Genomic DNA, 22,872 nt, shown 5'->3' with positions numbered 1-22,872 from the left:
CCCTGCCAGTCGCGCGCAGCGTCAGCGAGCACGTCTGGCTTCGGTTCGATTCTCGCCCCTGAACCTTCTCCGAACTTCTCTCCTTGTGAGCGTGTGCTCCGTTAGAGCACCGCGAATAGAACACTGTGAGGAGAAGTTCAAACAAAAGAGAATCAGGAATTCGGAGATAGGTTTTTAAACAGCCAATATTATATTCTATGTTGTTGAAGTACTTGATATGAGTACTAATAGTGAAGAAAGTATAAAGAGTGGTTTGTCGAAGCGAGAGGCGTTGGCGTTGACTCGGTTAGCTGCGAAGAATAAGACCGTTATCACGATAGCAGATATTGAGGAGGTGTTGGATGTATCCAGTGAGAAGGCTAAGAAGATCGCCTACAATTTGGCGAACAAGAAGTGGCTGGACAGATTGAAACGCGGTGTCTACCTCATTGTTCCTTTAGAAGCCGGTGAGAAAGCTAAGTACACCGAGCATGAGTATATTATTTCTTCTCACCTTGCTGACGAGATGTATATCGGTTACTGGACGGCACTCAACCACCACAATCTAACAGAACAGGTTCCGTTGACAGTGTATGCAGCCACGACGAGTCGGGTTCCAACTCAGGAAATCCACAATGTTGAATACAAGTTCGTTACTCTGCCGGAAGACAAGTTCTTCGGGTATGGAACAAAATTGATCAACACCCAGAAACCGGTAAACGTGGCTACAGTAGAGAAGACGTTGGTTGACTGTGCTGACCATCCTGAATACTGCGGTGGGATTACTGAGCTTGCTAAGGCGGTGTCCAGAGCCGAACAGAGAAGTATCGACTGGGAAGTGGTATCTGCCCACTTGCTTGAAATAGGGAATGGAGCGGCGATCAAACGCCTCGTTTACCTCACAGACCGCTTCGATATTAATCTACCTCGTAGAGATGAGCTGGAGGAAGGGTTTACCAAGGGTTACTCTAAGCTTGATTCTACAAGAGGGGACGAAGGAAGTTATTCCAGCAAGTACCGACTTCTCCTGAATATCCCTGAGGACGAAGTGCTGGAGGCGGGTGAACGACGATGATTTCAGATGCACGGGTTCGAACCTTGGCACGTCAAGACAGTGTTACCGCAGGCCTTGCGGAGAAAAACTACGTCAACTCATGGATTCTCTACGCAATCTACCAATCAAGTCTCAGTGAAGAACTGGTGTTCAAAGGCGGTACTGCACTCAGCAAACTGTATTTTCCCGAGGTCTGGCGGTTTTCCGAAGACTTAGATTTCACTGCCACACAACCAGTTTCAAGTGTAAAGCCAACGCTTAGGGAAGCACTGGACAAGGCTGAGTCCGAATCCGGGATCGAGTTTGAGATCACGAACTTCTACACTGCTGGCGACCCACCCGAGTACATCCAAGTGGACATCCAGTACGAAGCGGTTCTCGGGCACAAAAACACGACACAGTTAGATCTCACCTTGGACGAATCCATGTTTTTCACTTCGACTACTCATACGCATGACTTCGAAGATGTTCCCGAGTTCAAGCTTCAAGCATACTCGGTTGAGGAAATACTGGTAGAGAAGCTTCGAAGCTTATACCAACGTGCCCGTGCACGAGACTACTACGATATCTACCGGTTGCTGAATCAGCGAGAATTCGCTGAAGAAGAGATAGCAGCTGCCCTCAAAACCAAAGCCGAGCAACAAAACGTTCAACTCGACCTTGGAAACGGAGTACCGCCTGAAGACATCGAAGACGTACGACAGTACTGGAACAAAGCACTCGACAGGCTTGTCACTGACAAACCAGACTTTGACACAGTTATCAACCAGATCACCGACTACCTTCAGAAGCTCCGATGAAGAACTCGGGCGTCATTTGGTTACAGGTGTTTTCGTACTTGTTCTCGGAAGGTTCGATTCTCGCCTCTGACTCTCTCTGTGCCATCCCGTGATCCCAATAGCTTTCAGCCTACTATCGACATACTGATCCAATGACGCCCCGCGGCCGCCGACTGCTCGCTGTTGCACTCCTTGTTGGGCTGTTGGCCGGCCTCTCAGTGTGGCATGGCACACTCGCGCCAAATGCGGCAGACGGGCGATATCCCGGCCCTGAAGCCATCGCCATCGACGGTGATGTAGCCGCCGGCGACGCCGTAACGGTGTGGGGAACCGTGGTTGCAACCGACCCGGTCATCATCGAAACCGAACCCCGTGGCGAGCCGGTTCGGTTCACGCTCACCGGCAAACAGGTTGCTGACGCAACCATCGGAACCGCGGTTGGTGCCCACGGGACGTTGCGGTCAGCTGATCGGATCGCCGTCGAGCGTACCCTTCTGCAAGCCGCCTGGGAGCTGTGGTATCTGTACCTCATCTCGTTTGGTGCTGGACTGTGGGTGCTGGGGCGGTTTCTCCGCGGCTGGCGTGTCGACCTCACGACACTCTCAGTGTCTCCGCGGGAGTGACCTGCACCATCTCGGCGGCTGCAGACCGTTACTGATCGCACCCGGTACCATGATGAGCAACCATTATATACTCACCTGGTAACGTGTTGCTATGACCCAGCGGGCGATCGTCGTCGACGACTCCTCGTTCCAGCGGAACATCGTTTCGAACACGATCGGCAACTGGTTCGATGTCGTGGGCACGGCTGAAAACGGGAAGGAGGCCATCGAGGTGTTCGAAGCCAAGCGACCGGATGTCATCACGATGGATATCATGATGCCGAAGCTCAACGGGATCGAATCGCTCCGGCGGATCAAATCTCGTTCTCCGGAGACAACCATCGTGATGGTCACCAGCGTCTCACAGAATGAAAAGATGCGGGAGGCCGCCCGTGCCGGTGCCGACGGCTACGTGACAAAACCGGTCGACACCGAAGCGCTCCGCGAGGAGTTCGACGATGTGCTTGATTTCCCGGTAACACGGTAGCTTCCCGCCAGTTACCGGAGTGCTGCGACGAGGTTTTTAAGGCCGATCGTTCCCTTTTCAAGCCCCGTTTTGAGCAGCGACCCGCTTTTGAGCGTCCCGAATCTGGCATAGGAGGCCGTCTGTAGCGTCCCAACCTTCGCGTAGTAGCCGCTTTTTCGCGCCGCGCCGATCGCGTAGTGTCTGGCCGCCATCGGCACGGGCGCACGTCGTCCCTGTACCGCCGTCGAACCCTCGCGGATCGCCGTCAGCACGTCCTCGCTTCTGACCGCCTGGCGGTCGACCCCCGGGATCGTGATCTCGGTGTATGCGCGGCCGACGTACGGCAGCGTGTGAGCGTCGCTGGCGGCGACCGTCGGATAGCCGTAGGCCTCGGCGTACCGCCGGGCGCGCTGATTTTTGTAGCCCGTAAACAGCCAGGCGTTGAACGTCTCGATCGCATCGACATCGGGGATGTTCTTCTTGCGGACGCCGTGGCGGGTGCGCTGGAATGGGTGGGGGACGATGGCGACGCCGCCGTGGTCGCGGATCCAGGCGACCGTCTCCTCGTAAGGGGCACGGCGTGGTGGCATCTCGTCGACACCGATCGCAAGCAGGTGGCCGTGGGCGGTCGAAACCTCAACGCCGGGAATCCCAATGAGGCCGTAGTCGGCAGCGAGATCGGCTGCACGCTTGGATTCGTGGATCACGTCGTGGTCGGTGATGACGACGGCGTCGAGATCGATATCGGCGGCGTGTTCGAGGATAAGCTCGACCGGCTCGTGGCCATCGTAGGAGCCCTCCGAGTGAACATGGAAATCGATCTGGAGGGTTGCCATACAAATCACGATGCCCTACACGGACAAAAAGCTCTGTACTCGCTAGTCGAATAACGCCGCCGCGAGTCGTTCGCCAACGTCGACCCCACACCACAGGGCTTCGTGGGCCCGTGGCTCGCCGACAACCCAGTCGCCGGCGACGTAGAGGCCGTGTGCTTCCAGCGGCTCGATGGCCTCGCCGTCGACGCCAGCATCCGGGAGTGCGTACCGCCACCCCTGATCGTCGACCCAGTCCGGCTCCGTGAGGCGGTCATCATCGAGCAGCTGAGCGGCCTTCGCAGCAATCTCAGTTGCGGCGTCGTCGAGCGGCATATCGTAGTTTGCTGTCGACCAGTCGGGAGCCATCTGGACGACCAGTAGTTCCTCACCAGTCGGTATGTGGCCGGGCTTGCAGGATTCCCGTGCCAGCCAGCCGATGTCGTGGTCGCGGTCGTTGTTGACCAGCGCATAGTAGGGGCGGTCGATCTCGAAGGGGTAGTGCAACAGGAGCGACCGAATTGTCCGATACGGTACCTGATCGACGGCGTCGGTGGCCGCAGCGAGATCGCCGTCGCCGTCGATAAGTTCCGTCGCCCGGAGGAGATCGGCCGTCTGGGGGGCTGGCGGTGTCAACACGACCGCGTCAAAGGGGCCGTGTGTTGTCCCGTCTGTATCACTGAGTGTCCAGCCTGCTGGTTCTTCTCGAAGCGCGTCGACACGGGTTTCCTTTCGGATCTCAGCGTCAGTCCGCCCGAACAACCGCTTTGCGAGTTGGGTGATGCCGGCCTCCCACGTCCATTTGTGGGCCTCCGGCCGCTCGCTTTCGGAGATCGTGCCGTCGGAATCGAAGGGCCACACCGGCGCGTCGATATCGACGAGACCGTCTGTGCCGAGCGACTCCAACAGCTCGCGGGTTCGCTCGTCGCTGTCTTTGATGTAGTTCGCGCCATGGTCGTACCGACAGCCGTTGCGGCGGCGGGTGGCCGCGCGGCCGCCGACGCCGCGGCTCTTTTCGAGCACCGTGACCGACACCGGCTTGTCGCTGAGCGCGTCGGCCATCCCCGCTGCGGCGAGTCCGGCACCCACGATACAGAGTCGATTCTCGTCGTCTGTGGACATACTGATCGGTGGCGTGCCAGCCGGTAAAACCTCTCGTCGCCGCTCGGTTAGCTATCGCGTGGCCGCTCGCTGTTGTGCTTCCGCACCCGCGTTGCCAACGCCCAAAACAGCGGGATAATGGTCAGGACAACTGCCCCCCACGCCGCCAGCTGGAACGCTGTCGCTTCCAGCGCGACCGGCGTCTCGCGGGCCAGCGGGATCACTGTGTGATGCGGCTCGCCGATAATCGGAATAAAGTAATCAACCGTGAGATCGACCGTATACCACAACACCGCAAGGCCGACCGCCCGAACCGGGAAGTCGGTTATTCGGTGGAGCACAAACGCTTGGACGACCATGGCAAGATGGCTCACAAGGAGAAACGCATACAGCGGCAGTGGAGTGAACGCAAGGAACTCCTCGGCGAAGACAACGAGCACCCACGGCGTCCAGAGCCCGAGTTTGATATTCCCAAAGAAGGCCAACGCGGTCAGCGTATCGTGTTGCCGTCCGAGTGCCCACAGCGCGAACGCGCCGGCGATAAACAGCGTCGCCATCGGGCTGTCGGGGACGAACAGCCACATCTCGGCTGGCGTCGCGGCGAACTGCGCCCGGTAGTACCAAAATCCGAAGGCGGTGCCCGCGAGGTTGATGGCGACGACGAGCCAGACGAGCCGGAAGCCGAGGTTCTCCAGCGTCGTTGGCACCGGCGACAGCCACCACGGCAGGTCATCACGGGCGGGGAGGGACTGCCGGTCACGCAGCAGTCGGGACATACCTGCGGTGGGTCGGCGAGTTCAATAAGTGACGCGGATACCGGTCAGGCACCCGTCTTCTCGACGTGGTACCACGTGCCATCCCAGCTGAGGGCGTACTCCAGAACCGACCGGAGCATCAACACGCCGAAGACCGGGTAGACCAGCGGTGCGACGAGCGCGATCGGGACAACAGAGCCGATATCGCCGGCCCGTGAGTCGGCCCAGCCGACACCGGCGGCGACAAGCGCGGTGGCGACGATCGGCAGCAGGTAGTACAGTGTGGCGTTGAGCAACACTAGGACGAACAGCTTCGAGAGCAACACCAACAGGAAGATGCTCCCGCCGATGCTCGTGATCATCCGCGACATCGAAATCCAGCGGCGGTGTCGGATCCCGTCGGTGAGCCGTCCGGTCAGCGTCGCGTGCAGCACCTCGACCTGTCCGATCCGCCACCGCTTGCGCTGGCCCCAGAAATCCGCGAGCGTATGCGGGGCTTCCATCAGACTGGTGTAGTTTCGGGCCTGTCGAACCGACAGATCGTGGCGATAGCATTTGTGGGCAAAGGCCAAATCCTCGGTCAGCAGGTCGTCGTAGCCGCCGACCGTCTCGTAGGCGTCTCTGGTGAAAACGGTCGAGGAGCTCCGGCAGTTGCGGAATCCGGTGAGTTCGACCAGCTTGTAGCTGGCGTGGAACGTGACCCGCTCGCAGTACGCCAGCGTCTCGACGAGCCCGGTCGGCTCGGGGATACGGCGACCCTGAAACACGTCGTAGCCCTCGACGTGGAGCGCGCCCATCCCGCTGGCGAGGAACGACTCGTCAACGATCTCGTCGGCGTCGAAGACGGCGAATGCGTCGCTTGCGGATCGCTCGACGACCGTCTGAATCGCGCCGGCTTTCGAGCCCGGATACTCGTTGATCATGACTGACACGACATCGTCGGTCATGGATTCGGCGGTCGTGATCGTCGCCTCGTCGTCAGGTTCGCAGGCGACAACGATCTCGAGGTTCTCGTAGCTCGACTCCCGGAGGCTCTCGACGCTGCGGCCGAGGACGCTGCCGTCGCGGTACACCGGGATGATGGCCGTCAGCGTGGGGCCGTCAGTGATCTCAGTCACGTTACTCGCGGGTGTCGCAACTTCGTGAATCAATAGGAGTCCGGTAAAGAGCAGGAAGCCAGTAAACACGAGGCTGGCCGAGATGGCATCGAGCCAGACGACTTCAAGCGAGAGCCACAGCAGCTCGACGGTAAGCACTGTCTGTTGGATCCCCTGATAGAGGCCGACACCCACCAACAGGAGGGCGGTGCCGGCCCATCCGAGGGTTTCGAACGCACGCATGAGCTGTGCTTTCAGGGCGGCTTTCATAACGGGATGCTATCCAACCACGTTGTTCCTATCCAGTATAAAAGCCCCGAAACACGGGTGAGCGTCAGCCACGCTGAAATCAGCCGGCTTATGAGCTTATGGGTGGTTTTCTCCGATCACTCACAAACGACTGTCTCGAATCGCTCCCACCCGAACCGGCAGGTCAACGGTTTAGTTCCCAGCCGACAGAGGAACTGTATGATCAACGCAGCGACACCCACTTCGGAGGCCCCATGAGCGAATCAGCTCGCCCTCGTGGCCGTCGCCGCCCGAACGCACGAGCCCAGCAGACGCTTCGCCGCCCGACGCCGGAGACCTACTCGACCCGCACCATCGAGTTCGACAGCGACGGTGAGACCTGCGTGGGGACGCTGTATCTCCCTGCCGACATCGACACGCCACCGGTCGTGGTGATGGCACCCGGCCTCGGCATGTGGCGATCCTTCGTCCTCCCGGCGGTTGCCGAGCGATTCGCGACCGGCGGCTTCGCCGCGTTCGTTTTCGACTTCCGACATCACGGCGACAGCGAGGGTGAGCCTCGGCAACTCGCCGAGCCAGAGAAACAGATCGCTGATTACGAGGCCGCAATTGAGGCGATGATCGACACCGACGCCGTCGACAGCAACCGGCTCGTCCTCTGGGGGTACTCGTTTTCAGGCGGCCATGTCCTCTCGGTCGCTGCCGACGAGTTCCGGATCGCTGGCGTGATCGCAACAGCTCCATTCGTTGACGGCCGACAGGAACTCCGGCGGTCGCTCCGACAGCCAAAGCGGTTTCTCAAATCAACGCTTGCTGGCCTGCGGGACGCCGTTGGCTCGAAGATCGGCCGGGGCCACGACGTACAACTTGTCGACGAGCCCGGCGAGTTCGCGGTGTTGACCGCTCCCGGCGCGCGGCGAGCGATCCTCGATGCGGTCGACCGCGATTCCGACTGGGTCAATCGACTGCCGGCACGGATCTTTCTCACACTACCCGGCTATCGACCGATCACGACCGCCGACGAAATCCGCTGTCCCGCACTCGTTATCGGTGGCAGTCAGGATCAGATCGTTCCCGCCGAGGGGCCGGCAGCCGCCGCCGACCGGATTCCGGAATCGACGTACATCGAACTCCCGGCAGACCACATGAGCGTCTTCGATGCGGATTTCGAGACGGTCGTCGGTCACCAGCTCACGTTCCTTCAGTCGACAGTCGACCATCGGCAGTGATCGCGCGGCGACTGGCTGCTGCCGTCGACAGCGACAACCGACAACCCTTAGCAACCGCCGCCCGCAGGCCCTGCTATGACCGCAGACGCCGACCGCGTGGCCGATCTCGTCGAGCACGTCGAGGCCGGCGAGCTCCGCCTCCACGAACTGGCCGACCACACTGATTCCGACACAGCCGCCGCCGTCCGCCGGCAGGTCGTCGCAACCGCCAGCGACGCCGACTGCGAGGCGATCGGCGACTACGGCTTCCCGGCGGAGGTCGCTGAACCAAACATCGAAAATATGATCGGCACCGTGCAGGTGCCGCTGGGCGTTGTCGGCCCGGTCGATATCAATGGGGGCGCACTGGACGACAAACGCTACCTCCCGTTGGCGACGACCGAGGGCGCGCTGCTGGCCTCCGTGAATCGGGGCTGTTCGGTCATCAACAAGGCCGGCGGCGCGACCGCTCGCGTGACGAAGGCCGGGATGACGCGCGCACCGGTGTTCAGCGTCACCGACGTGGCCGAAGCCCTCGCGCTCGTCGAGTGGGTGCGGGACAACGAAACCGCGTTGCGGGAGGCTGCCGAGGAGACGACCAGTCACGGCGAGCTACAGGACGTGACGCCCTACGTCGTCGGCAACAACGTCTATCTTCGATTCCAGTACGATACAAAAGACGCGATGGGGATGAACATGGTCACCATCGCCACGAAAGCGGCCTGCGAGGTCGTCGAATCGGAAACGGCCGCCTCCTTGGTCGCGCTGTCGGGGAACCTCTGTACCGACAAGAAACCCGCCGCGATCAACGCTGTCGAGGGTCGCGGCCGCTCGGTGACCGCGGATGTCGTCGTCCCGAGCGAAGTCGTCGACACGCTCGATACCACGCCCGAAGCCATCGCCGAAATCAATACTCGAAAGAATCTGCTCGGCTCGGCGAAAGCCGGCGCGCTCGGATTTAACGCGCACGTCGCTAATCCGGTCGCGGCGATGTTCCTAGCGACCGGCCAGGATGAAGCCCAGGTCGTCGAGGGCGCGAACGCAATCACGACTGCCGAGGAAACCGACGACGGCGATCTCTACATGTCGGTGTCGCTGGCGAGTCTCGAAGTCGGCACCGTCGGCGGTGGGACGAAGCTGCCGACCCAGTCGGAAGCCCTCGAGATTCTCGGCGTCGCTGGCGGCGGCGAGCCGGCCGGCAGCAACGCCGACGCGCTCGCGGAGGCGATCGCTGTCGGCGCGTTGGCGGGCGAACTCTCACTGCTCGCCGCACTCGGCTCGCGGCATCTGTCGAGTGCGCACGAATCGCTGGGTCGCTGACGGCAAGGTGGTGCCAGTCGCTGCCGCGAGTTACAGCAGTCGATACCGACCGCGACTTTCGGAGGCGTCACCCGCCCGACAGAGTTTTTCGAGAAGTTTGCTCGTTTTTTCTTCCGGCACGCCACGATCGGTAGCATAGTCGACGATCTCGCCTTCTGTCGGGCGGCCATCGTCGCCGGCCTCGCGGACGGCTTCCCGAACGATTTCATCGTGTGACCCAGCCGTCTCGCGCGTCGTCTCGCTCGCGGCAGCGACACTGTCGGCGTCGATTCCAGATTCCTCCAGATACTCGCGGTCGTCGATGCCGGCCTCGTCGGCCTGCTGTTCAAGTTCGGAGACATGCGCGACATCCGCGAAGGTTTCGGAGTCGCCCTGTTTTTTCGCCAGCAACGCCGATCGGGCTTCTCTGGCTGCCGATCGATCTTCGGATTCGAACAAGCGTTTTAGCTTGCTCGTTTGGTGAGTTCGTTCACATCGCGGGCACGTCGCGGAGTCCGCACTGTCGGGATCAGAGAGGAGCCACAGCATGCTGCAGTTGGTGCAGCCGACAACCGCGTACATGTTTTCGTTGTCTCGGTGTCCCGTGTTGAGTCTGTGGGTCGTGGTGCGGCAGCGTTCGGTTACCCACCGCTGACCGGGGGGAATAGCGCGAGTTCGTCGTCATCGCTGACGGGCGTGGCGAGGCCGGTGTCGCTGACGTTCTCGCCGTTCCGCAGCAGATTGAGATGTGATTCGAGCTCGCCGTCGGCTGTAAACACCCGCTCTTCTAACTCGGGGTAGTCGGCCACCAGCGCGTCGAGGGCGTCGCCGGCGGTCGGTTCGCTGTCGTCGACAAAGACATCGATCTCGTCGTCGCCGACACGCTCGGCAAGATCCGCAAACAGCTTCCAGCGCATACGCGATGGTCGGCGCGCTGCTGTATGAGCGTTTCGTCGACACCGCGGCAAAAAATACCAAAGCTTGGGACGGCTTACTCGTCCTGTGCCCAGTCTTCGGAGCGCTCGACGGCGTCCTTCCAGCGGTCGTAGTTGACTTCGATGTCGGCGTCTTCGTCGACGGGGAAGCGTCGGTCGACCTGCCAGTTGTCGCGGAGTTCGTCAACCGTGTCCCAGTAGCCGACGGCGAGGCCGGCGGCGTAGGCGGCACCGAGGGCGGTCGTCTCGTCGACGACCGGCCGAACGATCTCCGTGCCGATGATGTTCGACTGAAGCTGACAGAGGAAGTTGTTTTTGACCGCTCCGCCGTCGACACGCAGACTGGAGAGGTCGATGTCGGCGTCGGAGACCATCGCTTCAGCCACGTCTTTGGTCTGGTAGGCGATGGATTCCAGCGTCGCGCGAACGATGTGTTCGCGTCGCGTCCCTCGCGTCATGCCGACGATGGTACCACGTGCGCGCTGATCCCAGTGCGGGGCACCGAGGCCAGTGAACGCAGGGACAACATAGACGCCGTCAGTCGAGTCGATGCTGCGGGCGAGTTCTTCGGACTCCGCAGCGTCCTCGATGAGCGTCATGTCTTCGAGCCACTCGATCGCGGCACCGGTGATAAAGATCGACCCCTCAAGGGCGTACTGCACGTCGCCACCGGATTTCTGGAAGCCGATGGTGGTGAGGAGGCCGTGATCGGAGCTGACGGCCTCGTTGCCGGTGTTCATCAGCATGAACGAGCCGGTACCGTAGGTGTTCTTGGCGTCGCCAGCGTCGAAGCAGGTCTGGCCGAACAGCGCGGCCTGCTGGTCGCCGAGCGCGCCTGCAACGGGCACCTCGGCACCGAGGAAGCCATCGGCGTCCGTGGAACCGTAGGTCTCGTCGTCGGAGGACGGACGAACCTCGGGCAGGATTTCCTCGGGGACGTTGAACTCATCGAGGAGTTCGTCGTCCCATTCGAGCTCGTTGATGTCGTAGAGCATCGTCCGGGATGCGTTGGACACGTCGGTGATGTGATTCCCAGTAAGGTTGTAGATGACCCACGTGTCCGGGGTACCCATCATGAGCTCGCCGTCTTCGGCGCGGTCGCGGACATCCTCTGGCCGCGATCGCTGGAGCTTGATCGGATCGGCGTTGTCGAGAATCCATTCAGCTTTCGTCGCCGAGAAGTACGCATCACATTCGAGACCCGTTTTCTCGCGGATCTCCTCTACTTTGCCGGCTTCCTGGATTTCTTCGACGCGGTCGGTGGTACGTCGATCCTGCCAGACGAGAGCGTTGTGTACTGGTTTGCCGGTTTCGGCGTCCCAGATAATTGTAGTCTCGCGCTGGTTGGTAATCCCGATCGATTCAAGCTGGTCAGCGTCAAGGCCTTGCTTGTCGAGGGCCTCGTTGATGACGAGCTTCGTGTTCTCCCAGATTTCCATCGGGTCGTGTTCGACCCAGCCGGGCTCCGGATAGATCTGCTCGTGTTTTTCGTAGGCTTGCGATACGACGTTCCCGTCATGGTCGAAGACCATAAAGCGGGTACCGGTCGTCCCTTGGTCGATTGACCCAACGTATGTGTCTGTCATAGATATCACCTGGTAGTATGGCGGGCGTCGTGGCGACAGTGCTGGCACTCCTGGTCGAATCGCGCTCTCGCCAGTAGCACCCGAGCCATACTGAGTATACAGAAACCACCAGTATAAACATGATCCTTTAGGATATATCATGTTTATTTTTGTATGTTAGTTTCTGCTGAAACTGAGAAAAGGTCGATTATAATCATATATACATCCATTTCACGCTCGAAACGGATGTAAATAAATGTGTGTCTGATATGTTAGCTACATCATATATCGCTTATTTCGGGTACGCCGGTCAGAGCCGCCCCTCAGCAGCCTTCGTTCGAAGCTCGGCAACACGCTCGCGGATCGCCGCCAGCTCGTCGGTTTCCTGTTTGTCGTCGACGTGGCTATACATCAGCCCCATGCGGTGGTTGCTCCGCAGTTTGTCCTCGTTTCGGTCGAGAAAGTCCCAGTACAAGGCGTTGAACGGACAGGCCTGCTCGCCGGTCGTCTTTGTCTTGTAGTACTGACAGTCGCCACAGTAATCGGACATCTTGTCGATGTAGTTCGCCGAGGAGACGTACGGTTTTGTGGCGAAGACGCCGTGACCGTACTGGCCCATCTCGATGACATTCGGGGTTGTCACCCAGTGGTAGGCGTCAACGTAGGTTGCGTGAAACCAGTCGTTGAGTTCGCTCGGTTCGACACCCCACAGCGTCGCAAAGTTGGCCAACACCATCAGCCGCTGGATGTGATGGGAATACCCGCGGTCGTGGACAGCACCGATCGTCTCTGAGAGACACTCCATCTCGGTGTCGCCATCCCAGTAGAACGCCGGCAGCGACGCGGTCGCATCAAGCTGGTTGGCCTCCGCGAGGGCCGGCATCGCGTGCCGATAGACGTGTCGCATAAACTCTCGCCAGCCGAGGATCTGGCGAATACAGCCTTCAACCGCATTGAGCGGAAGGTCACGAGACTCGTAAGCGTCAGTAATCGCGTCGATGACCTCTACCGGATGCAACAGTCCGAGATTGATCGACGATCCCAACAGCGAGTGGGCCATCGCCCAGTCGTCGGCCCGCATCGCATCCTGATACTGACCGAACTCCTCAAGCCGCTCATCGAGAAACCGATCGAGGGCCTCAATCGCCTGCGTGCGGGTCACGGGCCACGGGAAGCTGTCAACCGACGTGTCGCCCCATGTCTCGAAGGTATCTTCGACCCAGGCGGCCGTCTCGGCCGTTAGCTCGTCGGGTTCGTACGACGGTGCCGGCGGGGCTGTCCACGTCTCGTCGGGAACCTCACGGTTCTCGTCGTCGTAGTTCCACTCCCCGCCGGTCGGTTCGTCGCCGTTCATCAACACGCCGGTTTCACGGCGCAGCCACCGATACATCGACTCGTGTTTGAACGTCGGCGTCTCGTCGTCGGGGTCGGCGTTAGCCCACTCGTCGAAGGCCTGCCGGGTGCTCACAAACAGCTCGTTGTCAACGAACCGCACGTCGCCGCCGCCGGCCGCGATTAACTCCCGAAACCGGCGTTCTGAGCCGTAGCTTGGCGACCGCATCGCCACCAGCCGTGCGTCGGGGTGGTCGTCGAAAAACGCCGCAAAGCCGTCGGCGAAGCTGTCGGCCGTGATGTAGATGACCTCGTAGCCGGCGTTGCGCAGGTGATCCCGAAACTGTCGCATCGCAGCAAAGACCAGCGTCAGCTTGTGGTGATGGTACGGTTTTCGGGCTGCAAAGTCGTGGGCCTCGATCATCAGCACCGTCGACCCCTCGGGGGCTCGCGCAATCGGTCCGGATCGTGTGGTGAGCTGTGTTCCGAGCACCCATGGTACGTCGGTGTCGTTGAGGGCGTAGTCTGGCGGGTCGCCGACGATCGGCTGTTGCATACACCCGGTAGCAGGCCCGCACACTTAGCCGTGTAGCTGCGTTCAACCACGAAGATGATCGCCGGCAACAGCCTGCATCGCGGGTTACGACGACGACTCAGCTTTCTGGAGGGTGAGTGTGAATACACTTCCCTCAGGGTCGTTGTCCCTGATCTCGATGTCGCCGTCGTAGATGTCGATGAGGGTGTCGACGAGGTACAACCCGATCCCCGAGCCGGGGCTCTCCAGGCCCTGTTCCCCGCGGCCAAAGATCTCATCGCGGCGATCCTCGGGGATGCCGGGGCCGTTGTCGGCGACGTGGACGACGACGCTGTCGCCGCGCTCCTCGCCGCTGATCGTCACCTCGGGGGTCGGTTTGTCGTTGTGGGTGACGGCGTTGGTGAGCAGGTTTCGGAACACCGACGAGAGCAGTTCCGTCGCCGCAACCTCGACTCTGGTCGGAAACCCGTCATCGATCCGGATGTCGGCGTGGTCGTAGGTATCGCGTGCTTTCCGGCATTCGTCGGTCACCACCGCGGTGAGATCGATCGGCTCCAGTGTCGGTTCGGCGTCGCCACCGAGCACATCAAGAAACTCACCGACCGTCTCGGTGATGTCGGTGATATGGCTCGCCGCTCGCAACATCGGCTGGAGGGCGTCCGCGCTGTCGTCATCGAGGCGGTCGGCGAGGCTTTTGCCGTGGCCTAGGATCACCGCCACATCGTTTTTGATGTCATGGCGGACGACCTGATTCAACAGCGCGAGCTCCTCGTTTGCGGCTTCGAGTTCGGTCTGGGTCTCCCGTAGCACCGCCTCGCGTTCGGTCTGATCGAGGGCGGCGGTGACCGTCGCTGCCAACACGTCGATCAGCGTGCGATCGGTCTCCGAGAAGGCATGTTGTGTCGTCGCGCCGGTAACGAGCACGCCGTGATCGCCGAGCGGCACCAACACCTCCGAGCCGAAGACCGTCTCCTCGTTGTGTAGCTCCTCGGCGGCGGTGAGGTCGCCGTACACACGGGTCTCGCCGTCGGTGAATACCTCCCAGGCAACGGAATCGCCGTGGTGGAATGTCGGCTGGTCGTCGATCAGTTCGGCTGCTGCTGCCGTCTGGGTCGCCGGCACGAGGGCCTCACGGTCGGCGTCGTACCACCAGATCCCGGTGAGCGGCAGGTCGAGCACCGCCGCCGCCCGCTCGGCTGTGATCTCGGCGATGGCATCCCGGGATTCCGCCGCGATGAGCTGTCTGGCGGTTTCGTTGAGCGCGGTGAGTTTGGCCTCGAAGGCGTTGCTCGAAAGCTCCGAGCCCAGCCACTGGGCGGCGATCTGAGCGAAGGCGGTGTCGCCGTCAGTGAACCCCTCGCGTCGGCTGTCTTGGGCGGCAAAACAGAGCGTCCCGTACGGCGCGTCGTCGACGACAACCGGCACGCCGAGATACGTCTGGAGGCCGTCGGTTCCATACGCCGCCGTGTCGGTGGCTTCGTCGTCCGGGCCGCCGGTGAATGTGACCGGCTCGCCGGCAGCGACTACCTGTTTGCAGTAGGTCGCCGCCAGATCGAAGCTTTCGCCGGCGTCGATCGGCGCGCTGTCCGGCTCGACGGCTTCGACCGTATACTGATCGCCGTCGATGCTGGCAAAGAACCCGATATCGACATCGAGGTAGTCGACACCCAGCCCCAACATCGACTCGACTGTCGCCTCGAAGGATCGCTCTTCGTCGGTCGTAATCGCGTGAAACCGTCGGAGGGCATCGTTTCTGGCCTCGATCTGTCGCTCGTAGGCCATCCGGCTGCTCACGTCACGGATCGACGCCAGCGTTGCCAACGCCGCCCCGTTTGGCCCGGTCAGCGTCGTGGTGAGCGTCTCACCCTCAAAGGTTGTGCCGTCGGCCCGCTCGTAGGTGAGGACGTATGGCTGGTCGCCGGATGGGGGAGGGTCGTCGTCCGCACCGATTGGCTCGCCGTACAGCGTTGACACCGGCTGGCCGGCTACCTCCTCGGTTGTATAGCCGAACAGCGATTCCGCGGTTGGGTTGAGATCCGTGATCTGCCGGTCGCCGTCGGCGACGATCAGAGCGTCTGCGGTCTGCTCGAACACCGCCTCGAAGAGCCGTTGTTTGCGCTGTAAATCGAGGTCGTGGCCGTCTTCGTCGGCGAGATCACGAAAGAGCACGGTCAGCCCGGTGTCGCTTGGGTGGGCGCGCACCGCAAACCACCGCGACAGCGGCTCGTAGTAGATGTCAAAGCGGGTCGCCTCGCCGGTCTCCATCGCGGTGTGAAGTTCCTCGCCGACGACCCCCTCGGCGGCTTCCGGAAACGCCTCCCACAGCGGTTGGCCGAGCAGCTCGTCCGGATCGGAATCAAGCAGTTCGGCGGCGTGCTCATTACAGAAGGTGAACCGCCAGTCGGTGTCAAGCGCGTAGACGGCATCGTCGATGCGACCGAGCACCGCCGCGACCGACGCGTCATCGTCCAGCGCGACGCTATCATCGGCGACCATTGGAGTATCAGTTCCCCTCCTCTGACCGCACGAACCTGCCGGGATCGGTCTCCTCGGAACCACCGTCTGGTTGTTCTTGGGTTTCGTCGGTGGGGTGGCGGGCTGTGTCATCGCCGACCGCCTCGTTGCTGTCGCTTCCACCGGCCTCATCGGCGTCGTCGTCACCGTCGGCCGTCTGGAGAGCGTCGACCGTCGACTGCCGGGCGAGATACGCCTGGAGTTGGCTGTCGTACTCGCTTCGTTCGATCAGTTCGGCGACGACGGATTTGAACTCGGCTTCCGAGACCGGCTTGGTGAGATACTCATCGAAATCGAGATCGAAGAGCTCCTCGGTCGGTTCCTCGGCGGTGATCATCACCACACGGGTGTCGTACCCCTGTTCGCGGAGCCACGCCAACACCTCGTCACCGGATCGCCCTGGCATCCGACGATCAAGGACGAGCACGTCGACCTCGGGGCCAAGCTCCTCGATCGTCTCATCGCCGTCGTGGGCGGTGCGTACCGCATACTCCCCGGAGAGCCAGGCGGTGTGCATGGTGGCGACACGCCGGTCGTCGTCGGCGACGACGATGATCCGCTCCTCCGCAGGGGCGGTGTCAACCCAGTCTGCGAGCCGCCGACAGATCGCCTCCAACTCCGCGCCGCGATCCGTTAGCACGTAGGCAAACTCCGGCGGATGGTTGCTGATCTTGACCTGTTCGAGCCCACCGGTGGCTTCCAGCGTTGACAGCGTTTCGGCCAGTAGATCCTCGGTGATCTCCGGCAACGCCTCGTCGAGTTCCCCGAACGTCAGCCCGTCGCTGTCGGCTAACAGTCGGAGAACGACCGGTGGCCACGGCTCCGCAAGGAGAGCCGCGGCGTCGCGGAAGGCTGTGGACGCACCGGTGGTGCCGAGTGGCCCGCTGTCGTTCATGGGTGTACCACGAGCAGCAGGTGTAAAATCACTTTGGGGCGGATAGTTGCTGTAGCGACTATTCGAGCTCGAAGGCGACCTCGACCTCCGCCTGATACTCCTTGTCGTCGGCGGTGGCGAGTTCGACGCCCAACTCCTCGACTTCGACCCAATGGAGGTTCTCTAAGGTGTCGCGGGCGCGGGCGATGGCGTCGTCGACGGCCGCATCGAAGCTATCCGTGCTGGTGCCGATCAGTGTGACCTTCTTGTGTACCATTGCACCTCAGGCTTCCACGCCAGCAGATAAAAAGCCCCCTGCCGAGTCGGCACCGGTGGCGGCTGTCGGGAAACCCCTGATACTTTTGCCCGATCGATCCGGAGCCTCGGTAGCCTCCCCGTGGCGAGCAATCACCGAGCGTATCGACGACGACCGGCTGTAGGGCCACCTCCGTAGGCACTGCACTTATCCCGGTTGGCGTGCTCTGTGGCGGTATGCAGCGATGTCAGCGATCAGGATGCCCCTACCGGCCGGAGCGGGTGCTCGATCGCTGTCGAACGATAGCGGTCGGCCGCCGGGGTCGATAGATGGCGGAGATCGACCGCTCGCTCAAGCTTCGCTCGTTTCTCAACGAGTGGGCACTCGTCCTCATCGTCGTGTTGCTCCTTGCGGCCGCCGGCGTCGGCTGGTGGGCCTACCAGATCAATCTCGAACCCAGCGTCGAGACCGAACAGCGGCTGACCGAACAGTGGTCGGAGTCGACGGCGTTCAGCCACAGCGCGCCGATCACCAACGATAGCCTGCCGTTTGCCGCCGGTGAACGCGCACGCAATCGGCCGCTGTACTACACCGCGCTCTCAGATCGGCTAGAGGGCAGCTACCGGTATGCGTACACCGCCGACAGCGGCAGCGTCGAGGTAACCACCGACACCTATCTGCTGATCCGCGGCGGCCGGATCGAAAACGGCAATATGACCGAAACCTACTGGGAGCTTTCCGAGCCGCTGGCCGCCGACAGCGAGACGATCGATCCGGGTGAGTCCCACCGGGTTGAGTTCACCGTCGACATCCGTGAGGTGTTGCGGACGATCGGCACCGTCGAACAGCAGCTTGATTCAACGGAAGGGATCGTTGACGTTCGGGTCGTCTCGGTCTCGGAGCTTGCCGGCGAGGTCGAAAGCGACAGCGTCGAGACGACCTATCGCAGCGAGCTTCCGATCGTTGTCTCGCCGTCGACGTTCCGCGTCAACGATCCCGTGACCGTCGATGAGACACACGAATCCTTCGAGACCGTCGAGGTGTTGGCCGAGCCGTCGCCGCTGTCGGCCTACGGCTCGATCATCGCCTTCGGCGTCGTCGTCATGCTGTTGGTCGTCGTGCTCGGGCTCCGGTACTCCGGCTACACCGAGCTCACCGACGAGGAACAGGAGCTCATCGAGATCGAGCAGGCCCGCGAGCGGTTCTCCGAGTGGATCACCACCGGCGAGTTCCCCTCCGAGCGGGAGTACGAACAGACCGTCCTCGTCGACAGCTTAGAGGGGTTGGTCGACGTGGCGATCGACACCAACAAACGCGTGATCGAAGACGAGCAGCTGGGTGTCAGCACCGTGTTGGACGACACCTACATCTACATCTACATCCAGCCGGACTCGCCGGCCCGCGACTGGCTGATCAGCTACGCGGATACGACCATCGATGAGTTCGATGAGTATGAGTTCTGATCTGGAGGGAGACGACCGATGAAACCCTCGGAATTCCTGCAGTACGTCGTCGGCGGGCTGGTGGTCGGAGCGATCATCCTGTTGTTGGTCAGCCAACTGGTCGGCCAGCCGGCGATCGTGTTTGTCGAAACAGGGAGCATGGCCCCGACGCTGGATCCCAACGACGGCTATCTCGCGGTGCCGGCGGCCATCGCGGATGACCCCGAAGTCGGCGACGTGATCCTGTTTCAATCCCAGAATCTCGGCGGGGGTGAGCTGACGACCCACCGGGTCGTCGATATCACCGACGAGGGGTATATCACGCAGGGTGACGCCAACCCGTTTACCGATCAGGACGGCGATGAACCCCCCGTTTCGGAGGGCCAGATCCGGGCGGTCGCGTTGACGATCGGTGATGGGATCGTTACCATCCCGGGGCTTGGAGCCTCCGTTAGTGCGGTGCGGTCGGTCGGTACCGGGATACAGGAGTTTGTGCTCGTGCCACTCGGCTTCGATATCGAGGTGACGACGCTGTCGACGGCCGCGATGGTCGCCGGTCTCGTGCTGTTTGTGTACGGGACGATCACCGGCGCGACCGACAAACGCCAGCGGAGCCGCTCCCGTGGTGGAACCTTCGACAATGCGATCATCGTGATCGCGGTGCTGGCGTTGGTTGTCATCATCCCGCTGAACATCTCGATGCTGTTGCCCTCCGGTGTCTACCAGTATGAGATCCTCAGCTCGGAGTCGCCAACCGACAACGAACAGATCATTCCCGTCGGCGGCGAAAGCGAGGTGACATACGCGATGCAGAACAGCGGCTACCTGCCGGTGGTGGTGTTTTTGGAGGCCGCAAGCGACGGCGTCGCGGTCAGTGACTCACAGATGTACGTCCCGAGACGCAGCACCGTAGAGACATCTATCACGATGCAGGCCCCCGATCAGACGGGGAGTTACCTGCGGTTTGTCCGCGAATATCGGTATCTGGTCGTGTTACCGCCGTCGCTGATCGCCAGCCTGCATGCGATCCACCCGGTTGTCGCCATCGCGGCGATCAACCTCTTTGTTGGGGGGATCGTCGTCGGAGTGTCGGTGGCGACGATCGGCACCGATCGGCTGCGGCTGCGCTCCCGGAAACGAGAACTGGAACTCGGCGAGGAGCTCCGCCGGATCATGCCGGCGTTCCTCCTGCGTGGTTTGGGATCGAGTCCGCCACCCCCGCCTGGTGGCGGTTCCGCCCGTCGCCGAAACTGGTTTGGCTCCGATGACAGCCCTGAGGCGTTCGGGCCCACGCCGACGCCGGACGCCGCGAGCGACGCGTCGACACCGGCGTCGCAGCCAACCGACGACGACCCACGCCGAACGCTCACCGATTCGGAACTCGTCGAGGTTCACAATGCCCTTGAGGCACCGCCCGCCGACGCCGGGATTGATGCCGACGCGTGGTCGCTGCCGCTGTTACAGCGGCACCTCTTCGAAGCGTATGGGGTCGACTACCCACGAGAGGACTGTAAGCGACTCCTCCGACGGGCTGGTCACCTATCCGACGATGCGGCAGGGTCAGAGCCACCGAGCGGCGACGCCGGCACTGACAGGGCCGCCGATCCCCCCCTTGACGCCGATGCCCCGGTCGTCGATCCGGAGCTGCGGGCGGCATTTGAATCCGCTTTCGAGCCCGAACCGGGGGCCGCAAGCGACGATGCTCACGGGAGCGACCCTGACGATGGTGGCGACGACACAGCTGATGACAACGGTCACAAGCCTGCCACCGCAGCGGAGGGGACAGCCACCGATGCCGACGACGCGGATTTCACCGCGGAGTCGGGCGGTGAAGACACCCTGTGGGATCCGCCGGCTGCCGGCGATACATCCCCGCCGTCACCGCCCGATTCACCCGATGAGGTGCCCGACAGCGACACCGACGAGCCCGATACCGCAACGGCTGCCGACGACTTCGCGTCGCTGGGCGGCGGTGACGGCCTCAGCGACGAACAGTATATGGCGGTGATCACCGCGCTCAACGACCCACCGTCGGCCGCCGACTACGACGCCGAGGCGTGGACGCCGGCGACGCTGCAGGCGTATTTGGCCGACACCTACGATGTCGACTATCCCCGAGAGCAATGCGTCGAGCTGCTGCGGTCGGCCGGCCACGATGTCGACGACGGATAGCGATCCGCTCGGTGGGACGGATATCCTACGGTTAAGTAGCTCCAGTTTGTGCTCTCCCACAGAGCCGACGTATCGGCACCCAACTGATGAGTTCGATCATCTCCCCGGAGGCCCGGGAAACGAAGAATACGCTGTTTAGTGTGTTGAGCAGCCACCGCCGTCGGTACGTGTTGTACGCCTGCAATCAGGCCGACGGCGAGACGACGCTGTCGGATGTCGCCGAACAGGTCGCCGCCTGGGAGTACGACAAGCCGATCGCCGAGATCACCTCAGCCGAGCGAAAGCGTGTCTACACGTCGATCCAACAGCACCATCTTTCGAAGCTGGAAGATGCCGGGCTGATCACCGTCGACGGCGACCGGTTGTCCTCAACAGCGAAAGCCCGAAACCTCGATGTCTATCTTGAGGTCGTCCCCGAGGAGACGGTGCCGTGGTCGGTGTACTATCTCGGGTTGACTGTGCTGGGCGGCGTCGTGCTTGGGTTTAGTTATCTCGGCTGGCTGCCCGAGGCGGTCTCGATGGGGGTCGTTGCGGCGGTGTTGCTGGTGGCGTATCTGATCTCCTCGCTTGTTCATCTGCAACAGTCGGAGCGCGTCAGCCTTGGCGATCCGAGCGAGGAGAGCGATTCTGTGAGCGGCGACGACACACCGTGACCGGGTACGATGTCGCCGCAACGTGAGGGTAGGAATCGAGTCAGCACTGGTCTGTGCCTGCTGTTGCTGAGGTACTCCTGTTCGCTGGCCGCCCGGCCCGGCTCACCGCCGTCGTTGACTACACCTCAGGTGGCGACTCCCGACCGATATGGATCGCCTGTCCCTCGATCGCCTCGTAGGCGGCGACAAGGCCGCCGACCCGGATCTGCTCGTCGCCGGTGTCGACAAGCAGGGCGGCGACCGATTCGTTTTCGCGGAACTCGATCTCTTCGACGGCCCCGCTGATCACGACCGGTTCGCCGGTTTCGGTCGCCCGGCCTTCGACGGTCGCATAGAAGTCGCCGCCGAGAGCCCGGATATCCTTGACCGCCCGGCGGATCGAGGCATACCGCCGCGGAAACGCCCGCTCGGTCGGCGTCGTCGACAGCGTCTCGGCGGTCGTCCACAACACCGTCTCGAAAAAGCCCGAGACAAGAAAGCCCAGCGCGGAGCGGCTGAAGATGACGCCGTAGCGATCCCGATCATCCCGCAGGGCATCCTGGGTCGCATAGATCGAATCCGTTCCATCGGCGACCGCGAGTACCGGCGTCGTGATCCCCCGGCGGGCCCGCACGGTCGTCGCCACCGCCTGGTAGTCGAAGGCGTCGGGATCGGGCGCCTCACGAGCAGGGGTGAGGAGGAGTTCGATGCTGACCCCGGCGTCGATCTGGCTCCGCAATGTGTCCTCAAACTCCGCCAGTAAGGTCGGCGTCAGCGACAGCGTGAGCTCGTATGCCGCGCCCTCGATGATCTCGGTGAGATACCGGATGATCGTCGCCTGGGATTTGACCAGCGACACCGCCTCGGTGTCCCGTGCCGGCGCGGTGTACCGCGCGGTTAGCTCGTCGACCAACTCGGTAAACGACGACTGGAGATCGCCAAACGCCGTCTCGGGGTCGATGGCGACGACCTGCATCGGGCGGGACTCCCGCAACTCAACGAGTGAGCGATCCGAGAGGCTGCGCACCGTATCGTAGACGCGTGGCTGGGGGATATCGGTGCGGTCGGCGATCTCGCTGGCGGTGAGCTCGCCGTGTTCGAGGACGGCGAGGTAGGCGTCGATCTCGTACTCGCCGAGGTTGAACCGCTCGCCGACGCCTTCGAGCGTCGTCCGGAGGTCGTCTGCCATACCACCCTCTTCGAGCCCGTCTGTA

Annotated in this window: 21 protein-coding genes; 9 read left to right on the top strand and 12 right to left on the bottom strand. The window is 62.0% G+C overall.

Features of this window, described 5'->3' with window-relative positions; genetic code table 11:
• The first annotated feature begins 217 nt into the window (after positions 1-217).
• The 4 genes from HKK80_RS00710 to HKK80_RS00695 all read left to right on the top strand — a co-directional run bounded on the left by HKK80_RS00710 (position 218) and on the right by HKK80_RS00695 (position 2,901).
• Positions 218-1,054, top strand: a complete 837-nt coding sequence (locus HKK80_RS00710; RefSeq protein ID WP_411797691.1) for a type IV toxin-antitoxin system AbiEi family antitoxin domain-containing protein — start codon at positions 218-220, stop codon at positions 1,052-1,054.
• Complete coding sequence (locus HKK80_RS00705; RefSeq protein ID WP_411797690.1) at positions 1,051-1,833, top strand: nucleotidyl transferase AbiEii/AbiGii toxin family protein; 783 nt, start codon at positions 1,051-1,053, stop codon at positions 1,831-1,833. The genes HKK80_RS00710 and HKK80_RS00705 overlap by 4 nt, the downstream gene beginning before the upstream one ends.
• A 131-nt stretch (positions 1,834-1,964) precedes the next feature.
• Positions 1,965-2,435 carry a hypothetical protein gene (locus tag HKK80_RS00700; RefSeq protein WP_411797689.1) on the top strand — a complete coding sequence of 157 codons (471 nt, stop codon included), beginning with the start codon at positions 1,965-1,967 and terminating at the stop codon, positions 2,433-2,435.
• A 91-nt stretch (positions 2,436-2,526) separates the two neighbouring features.
• Entirely contained in the window at positions 2,527-2,901 is a 375-nt protein-coding gene (locus HKK80_RS00695; protein WP_411797688.1) for a response regulator transcription factor, read from the top strand.
• An 11-nt stretch (positions 2,902-2,912) separates the two neighbouring features.
• Here HKK80_RS00695 and HKK80_RS00690 read toward each other — a convergent pair whose 3' ends face one another.
• Genes HKK80_RS00690 through HKK80_RS00675 form a run of 4 tightly spaced genes read right to left on the bottom strand, consistent with a single transcriptional unit; the run spans position 2,913 to position 6,888 of the window.
• Positions 2,913-3,722 carry a CehA/McbA family metallohydrolase gene (locus HKK80_RS00690; protein ID WP_411797786.1) on the bottom strand — a complete coding sequence of 270 codons (810 nt, stop codon included), beginning with the start codon at positions 3,720-3,722 and terminating at the stop codon, positions 2,913-2,915.
• A gap of 36 nt (positions 3,723-3,758) precedes the next feature.
• Positions 3,759-4,814, bottom strand: a complete 1,056-nt coding sequence (locus tag HKK80_RS00685; protein ID WP_411797687.1) for an NAD(P)/FAD-dependent oxidoreductase — start codon at positions 4,812-4,814, stop codon at positions 3,759-3,761.
• Between the two features lie 47 nt (positions 4,815-4,861).
• Entirely contained in the window at positions 4,862-5,569 is a 708-nt protein-coding gene (locus HKK80_RS00680; RefSeq protein WP_411797686.1) for a DUF1405 domain-containing protein, read from the bottom strand.
• 44 nt (positions 5,570-5,613) lie between these two features.
• Positions 5,614-6,888, bottom strand: a complete 1,275-nt coding sequence (locus tag HKK80_RS00675; protein ID WP_411797685.1) for a glycosyltransferase — start codon at positions 6,886-6,888, stop codon at positions 5,614-5,616.
• Between the two features lie 260 nt (positions 6,889-7,148).
• On the opposite strand from HKK80_RS00675, the gene HKK80_RS00670 reads away from it, so the two are divergent.
• Positions 7,149-8,123 (top strand): alpha/beta hydrolase, encoded by a 975-nt coding sequence (locus HKK80_RS00670; RefSeq protein ID WP_411797684.1) that lies wholly within the window; start codon positions 7,149-7,151, stop codon positions 8,121-8,123.
• Between the two features lie 75 nt (positions 8,124-8,198).
• Positions 8,199-9,422: a hydroxymethylglutaryl-CoA reductase (NADPH) gene (hmgA, locus tag HKK80_RS00665; RefSeq protein WP_411797683.1), complete on the top strand. Its 1,224-nt coding sequence runs from the start codon at positions 8,199-8,201 to the stop codon at positions 9,420-9,422.
• A gap of 30 nt (positions 9,423-9,452) precedes the next feature.
• Here hmgA and HKK80_RS00660 read toward each other — a convergent pair whose 3' ends face one another.
• The 7 genes from HKK80_RS00660 to HKK80_RS00630 form a co-directional block, all read right to left on the bottom strand.
• Positions 9,453-9,983 (bottom strand): DUF5817 domain-containing protein, encoded by a 531-nt coding sequence (locus HKK80_RS00660; RefSeq protein WP_411797682.1) that lies wholly within the window; start codon positions 9,981-9,983, stop codon positions 9,453-9,455.
• A gap of 59 nt (positions 9,984-10,042) precedes the next feature.
• On the bottom strand, positions 10,043-10,318 hold the full coding sequence (locus HKK80_RS00655) for a ubiquitin-like small modifier protein 1 (protein WP_411797681.1): 276 nt from the start codon (positions 10,316-10,318) through the stop codon (positions 10,043-10,045).
• Positions 10,319-10,392: 74 nt separating this feature from the next.
• Positions 10,393-11,922: a glycerol kinase GlpK gene (gene glpK, locus HKK80_RS00650; protein WP_411797680.1), complete on the bottom strand. Its 1,530-nt coding sequence runs from the start codon at positions 11,920-11,922 to the stop codon at positions 10,393-10,395.
• A 289-nt stretch (positions 11,923-12,211) separates the two neighbouring features.
• Positions 12,212-13,789, bottom strand: a complete 1,578-nt coding sequence (locus tag HKK80_RS00645) for a cryptochrome/photolyase family protein (protein ID WP_411797679.1) — start codon at positions 13,787-13,789, stop codon at positions 12,212-12,214.
• An 84-nt stretch (positions 13,790-13,873) separates the two neighbouring features.
• Positions 13,874-16,264 (bottom strand): GAF domain-containing protein, encoded by a 2,391-nt coding sequence (locus HKK80_RS00640; protein ID WP_411797678.1) that lies wholly within the window; start codon positions 16,262-16,264, stop codon positions 13,874-13,876.
• A gap of 7 nt (positions 16,265-16,271) precedes the next feature.
• Positions 16,272-17,177, bottom strand: a complete 906-nt coding sequence (locus HKK80_RS00635) for a response regulator (protein WP_411797677.1) — start codon at positions 17,175-17,177, stop codon at positions 16,272-16,274.
• Between the two features lie 58 nt (positions 17,178-17,235).
• Positions 17,236-17,433 carry a dodecin gene (locus HKK80_RS00630; RefSeq protein ID WP_021039911.1) on the bottom strand — a complete coding sequence of 66 codons (198 nt, stop codon included), beginning with the start codon at positions 17,431-17,433 and terminating at the stop codon, positions 17,236-17,238.
• A 308-nt stretch (positions 17,434-17,741) separates the two neighbouring features.
• On the opposite strand from HKK80_RS00630, the gene HKK80_RS00625 reads away from it, so the two are divergent.
• From HKK80_RS00625 to HKK80_RS00615, 3 genes are all read left to right on the top strand, one after another.
• The gene (locus tag HKK80_RS00625) at positions 17,742-18,875 is read left to right on the top strand and encodes a DUF5305 domain-containing protein (RefSeq protein ID WP_411797676.1); all 1,134 of its coding nucleotides are present in this window, start codon (positions 17,742-17,744) and stop codon (positions 18,873-18,875) included.
• 18 nt (positions 18,876-18,893) lie between these two features.
• A complete protein-coding gene (locus HKK80_RS00620; RefSeq protein ID WP_411797675.1) occupies positions 18,894-21,026 on the top strand; it encodes a signal peptidase I in 2,133 nt (710 codons plus the stop codon).
• Positions 21,027-21,112: 86 nt separating this feature from the next.
• Positions 21,113-21,679: a hypothetical protein gene (locus HKK80_RS00615; RefSeq protein ID WP_411797674.1), complete on the top strand. Its 567-nt coding sequence runs from the start codon at positions 21,113-21,115 to the stop codon at positions 21,677-21,679.
• Between the two features lie 118 nt (positions 21,680-21,797).
• Here the strand turns inward: HKK80_RS00615 and trmB are convergent, their stop codons facing one another.
• Positions 21,798-22,847 (bottom strand): HTH-type sugar sensing transcriptional regulator TrmB, encoded by a 1,050-nt coding sequence (trmB, locus tag HKK80_RS00610; RefSeq protein ID WP_411797673.1) that lies wholly within the window; start codon positions 22,845-22,847, stop codon positions 21,798-21,800.
• Positions 22,848-22,872 lie beyond the last annotated feature (25 nt).

The organism is Halonotius sp. F2-221B (assembly GCF_046719765.1).
Lineage (GTDB): Archaea > Halobacteriota > Halobacteria > Halobacteriales > Haloferacaceae > Halonotius.
This window is presented reverse-complemented; position numbering and strand designations above follow the sequence as displayed.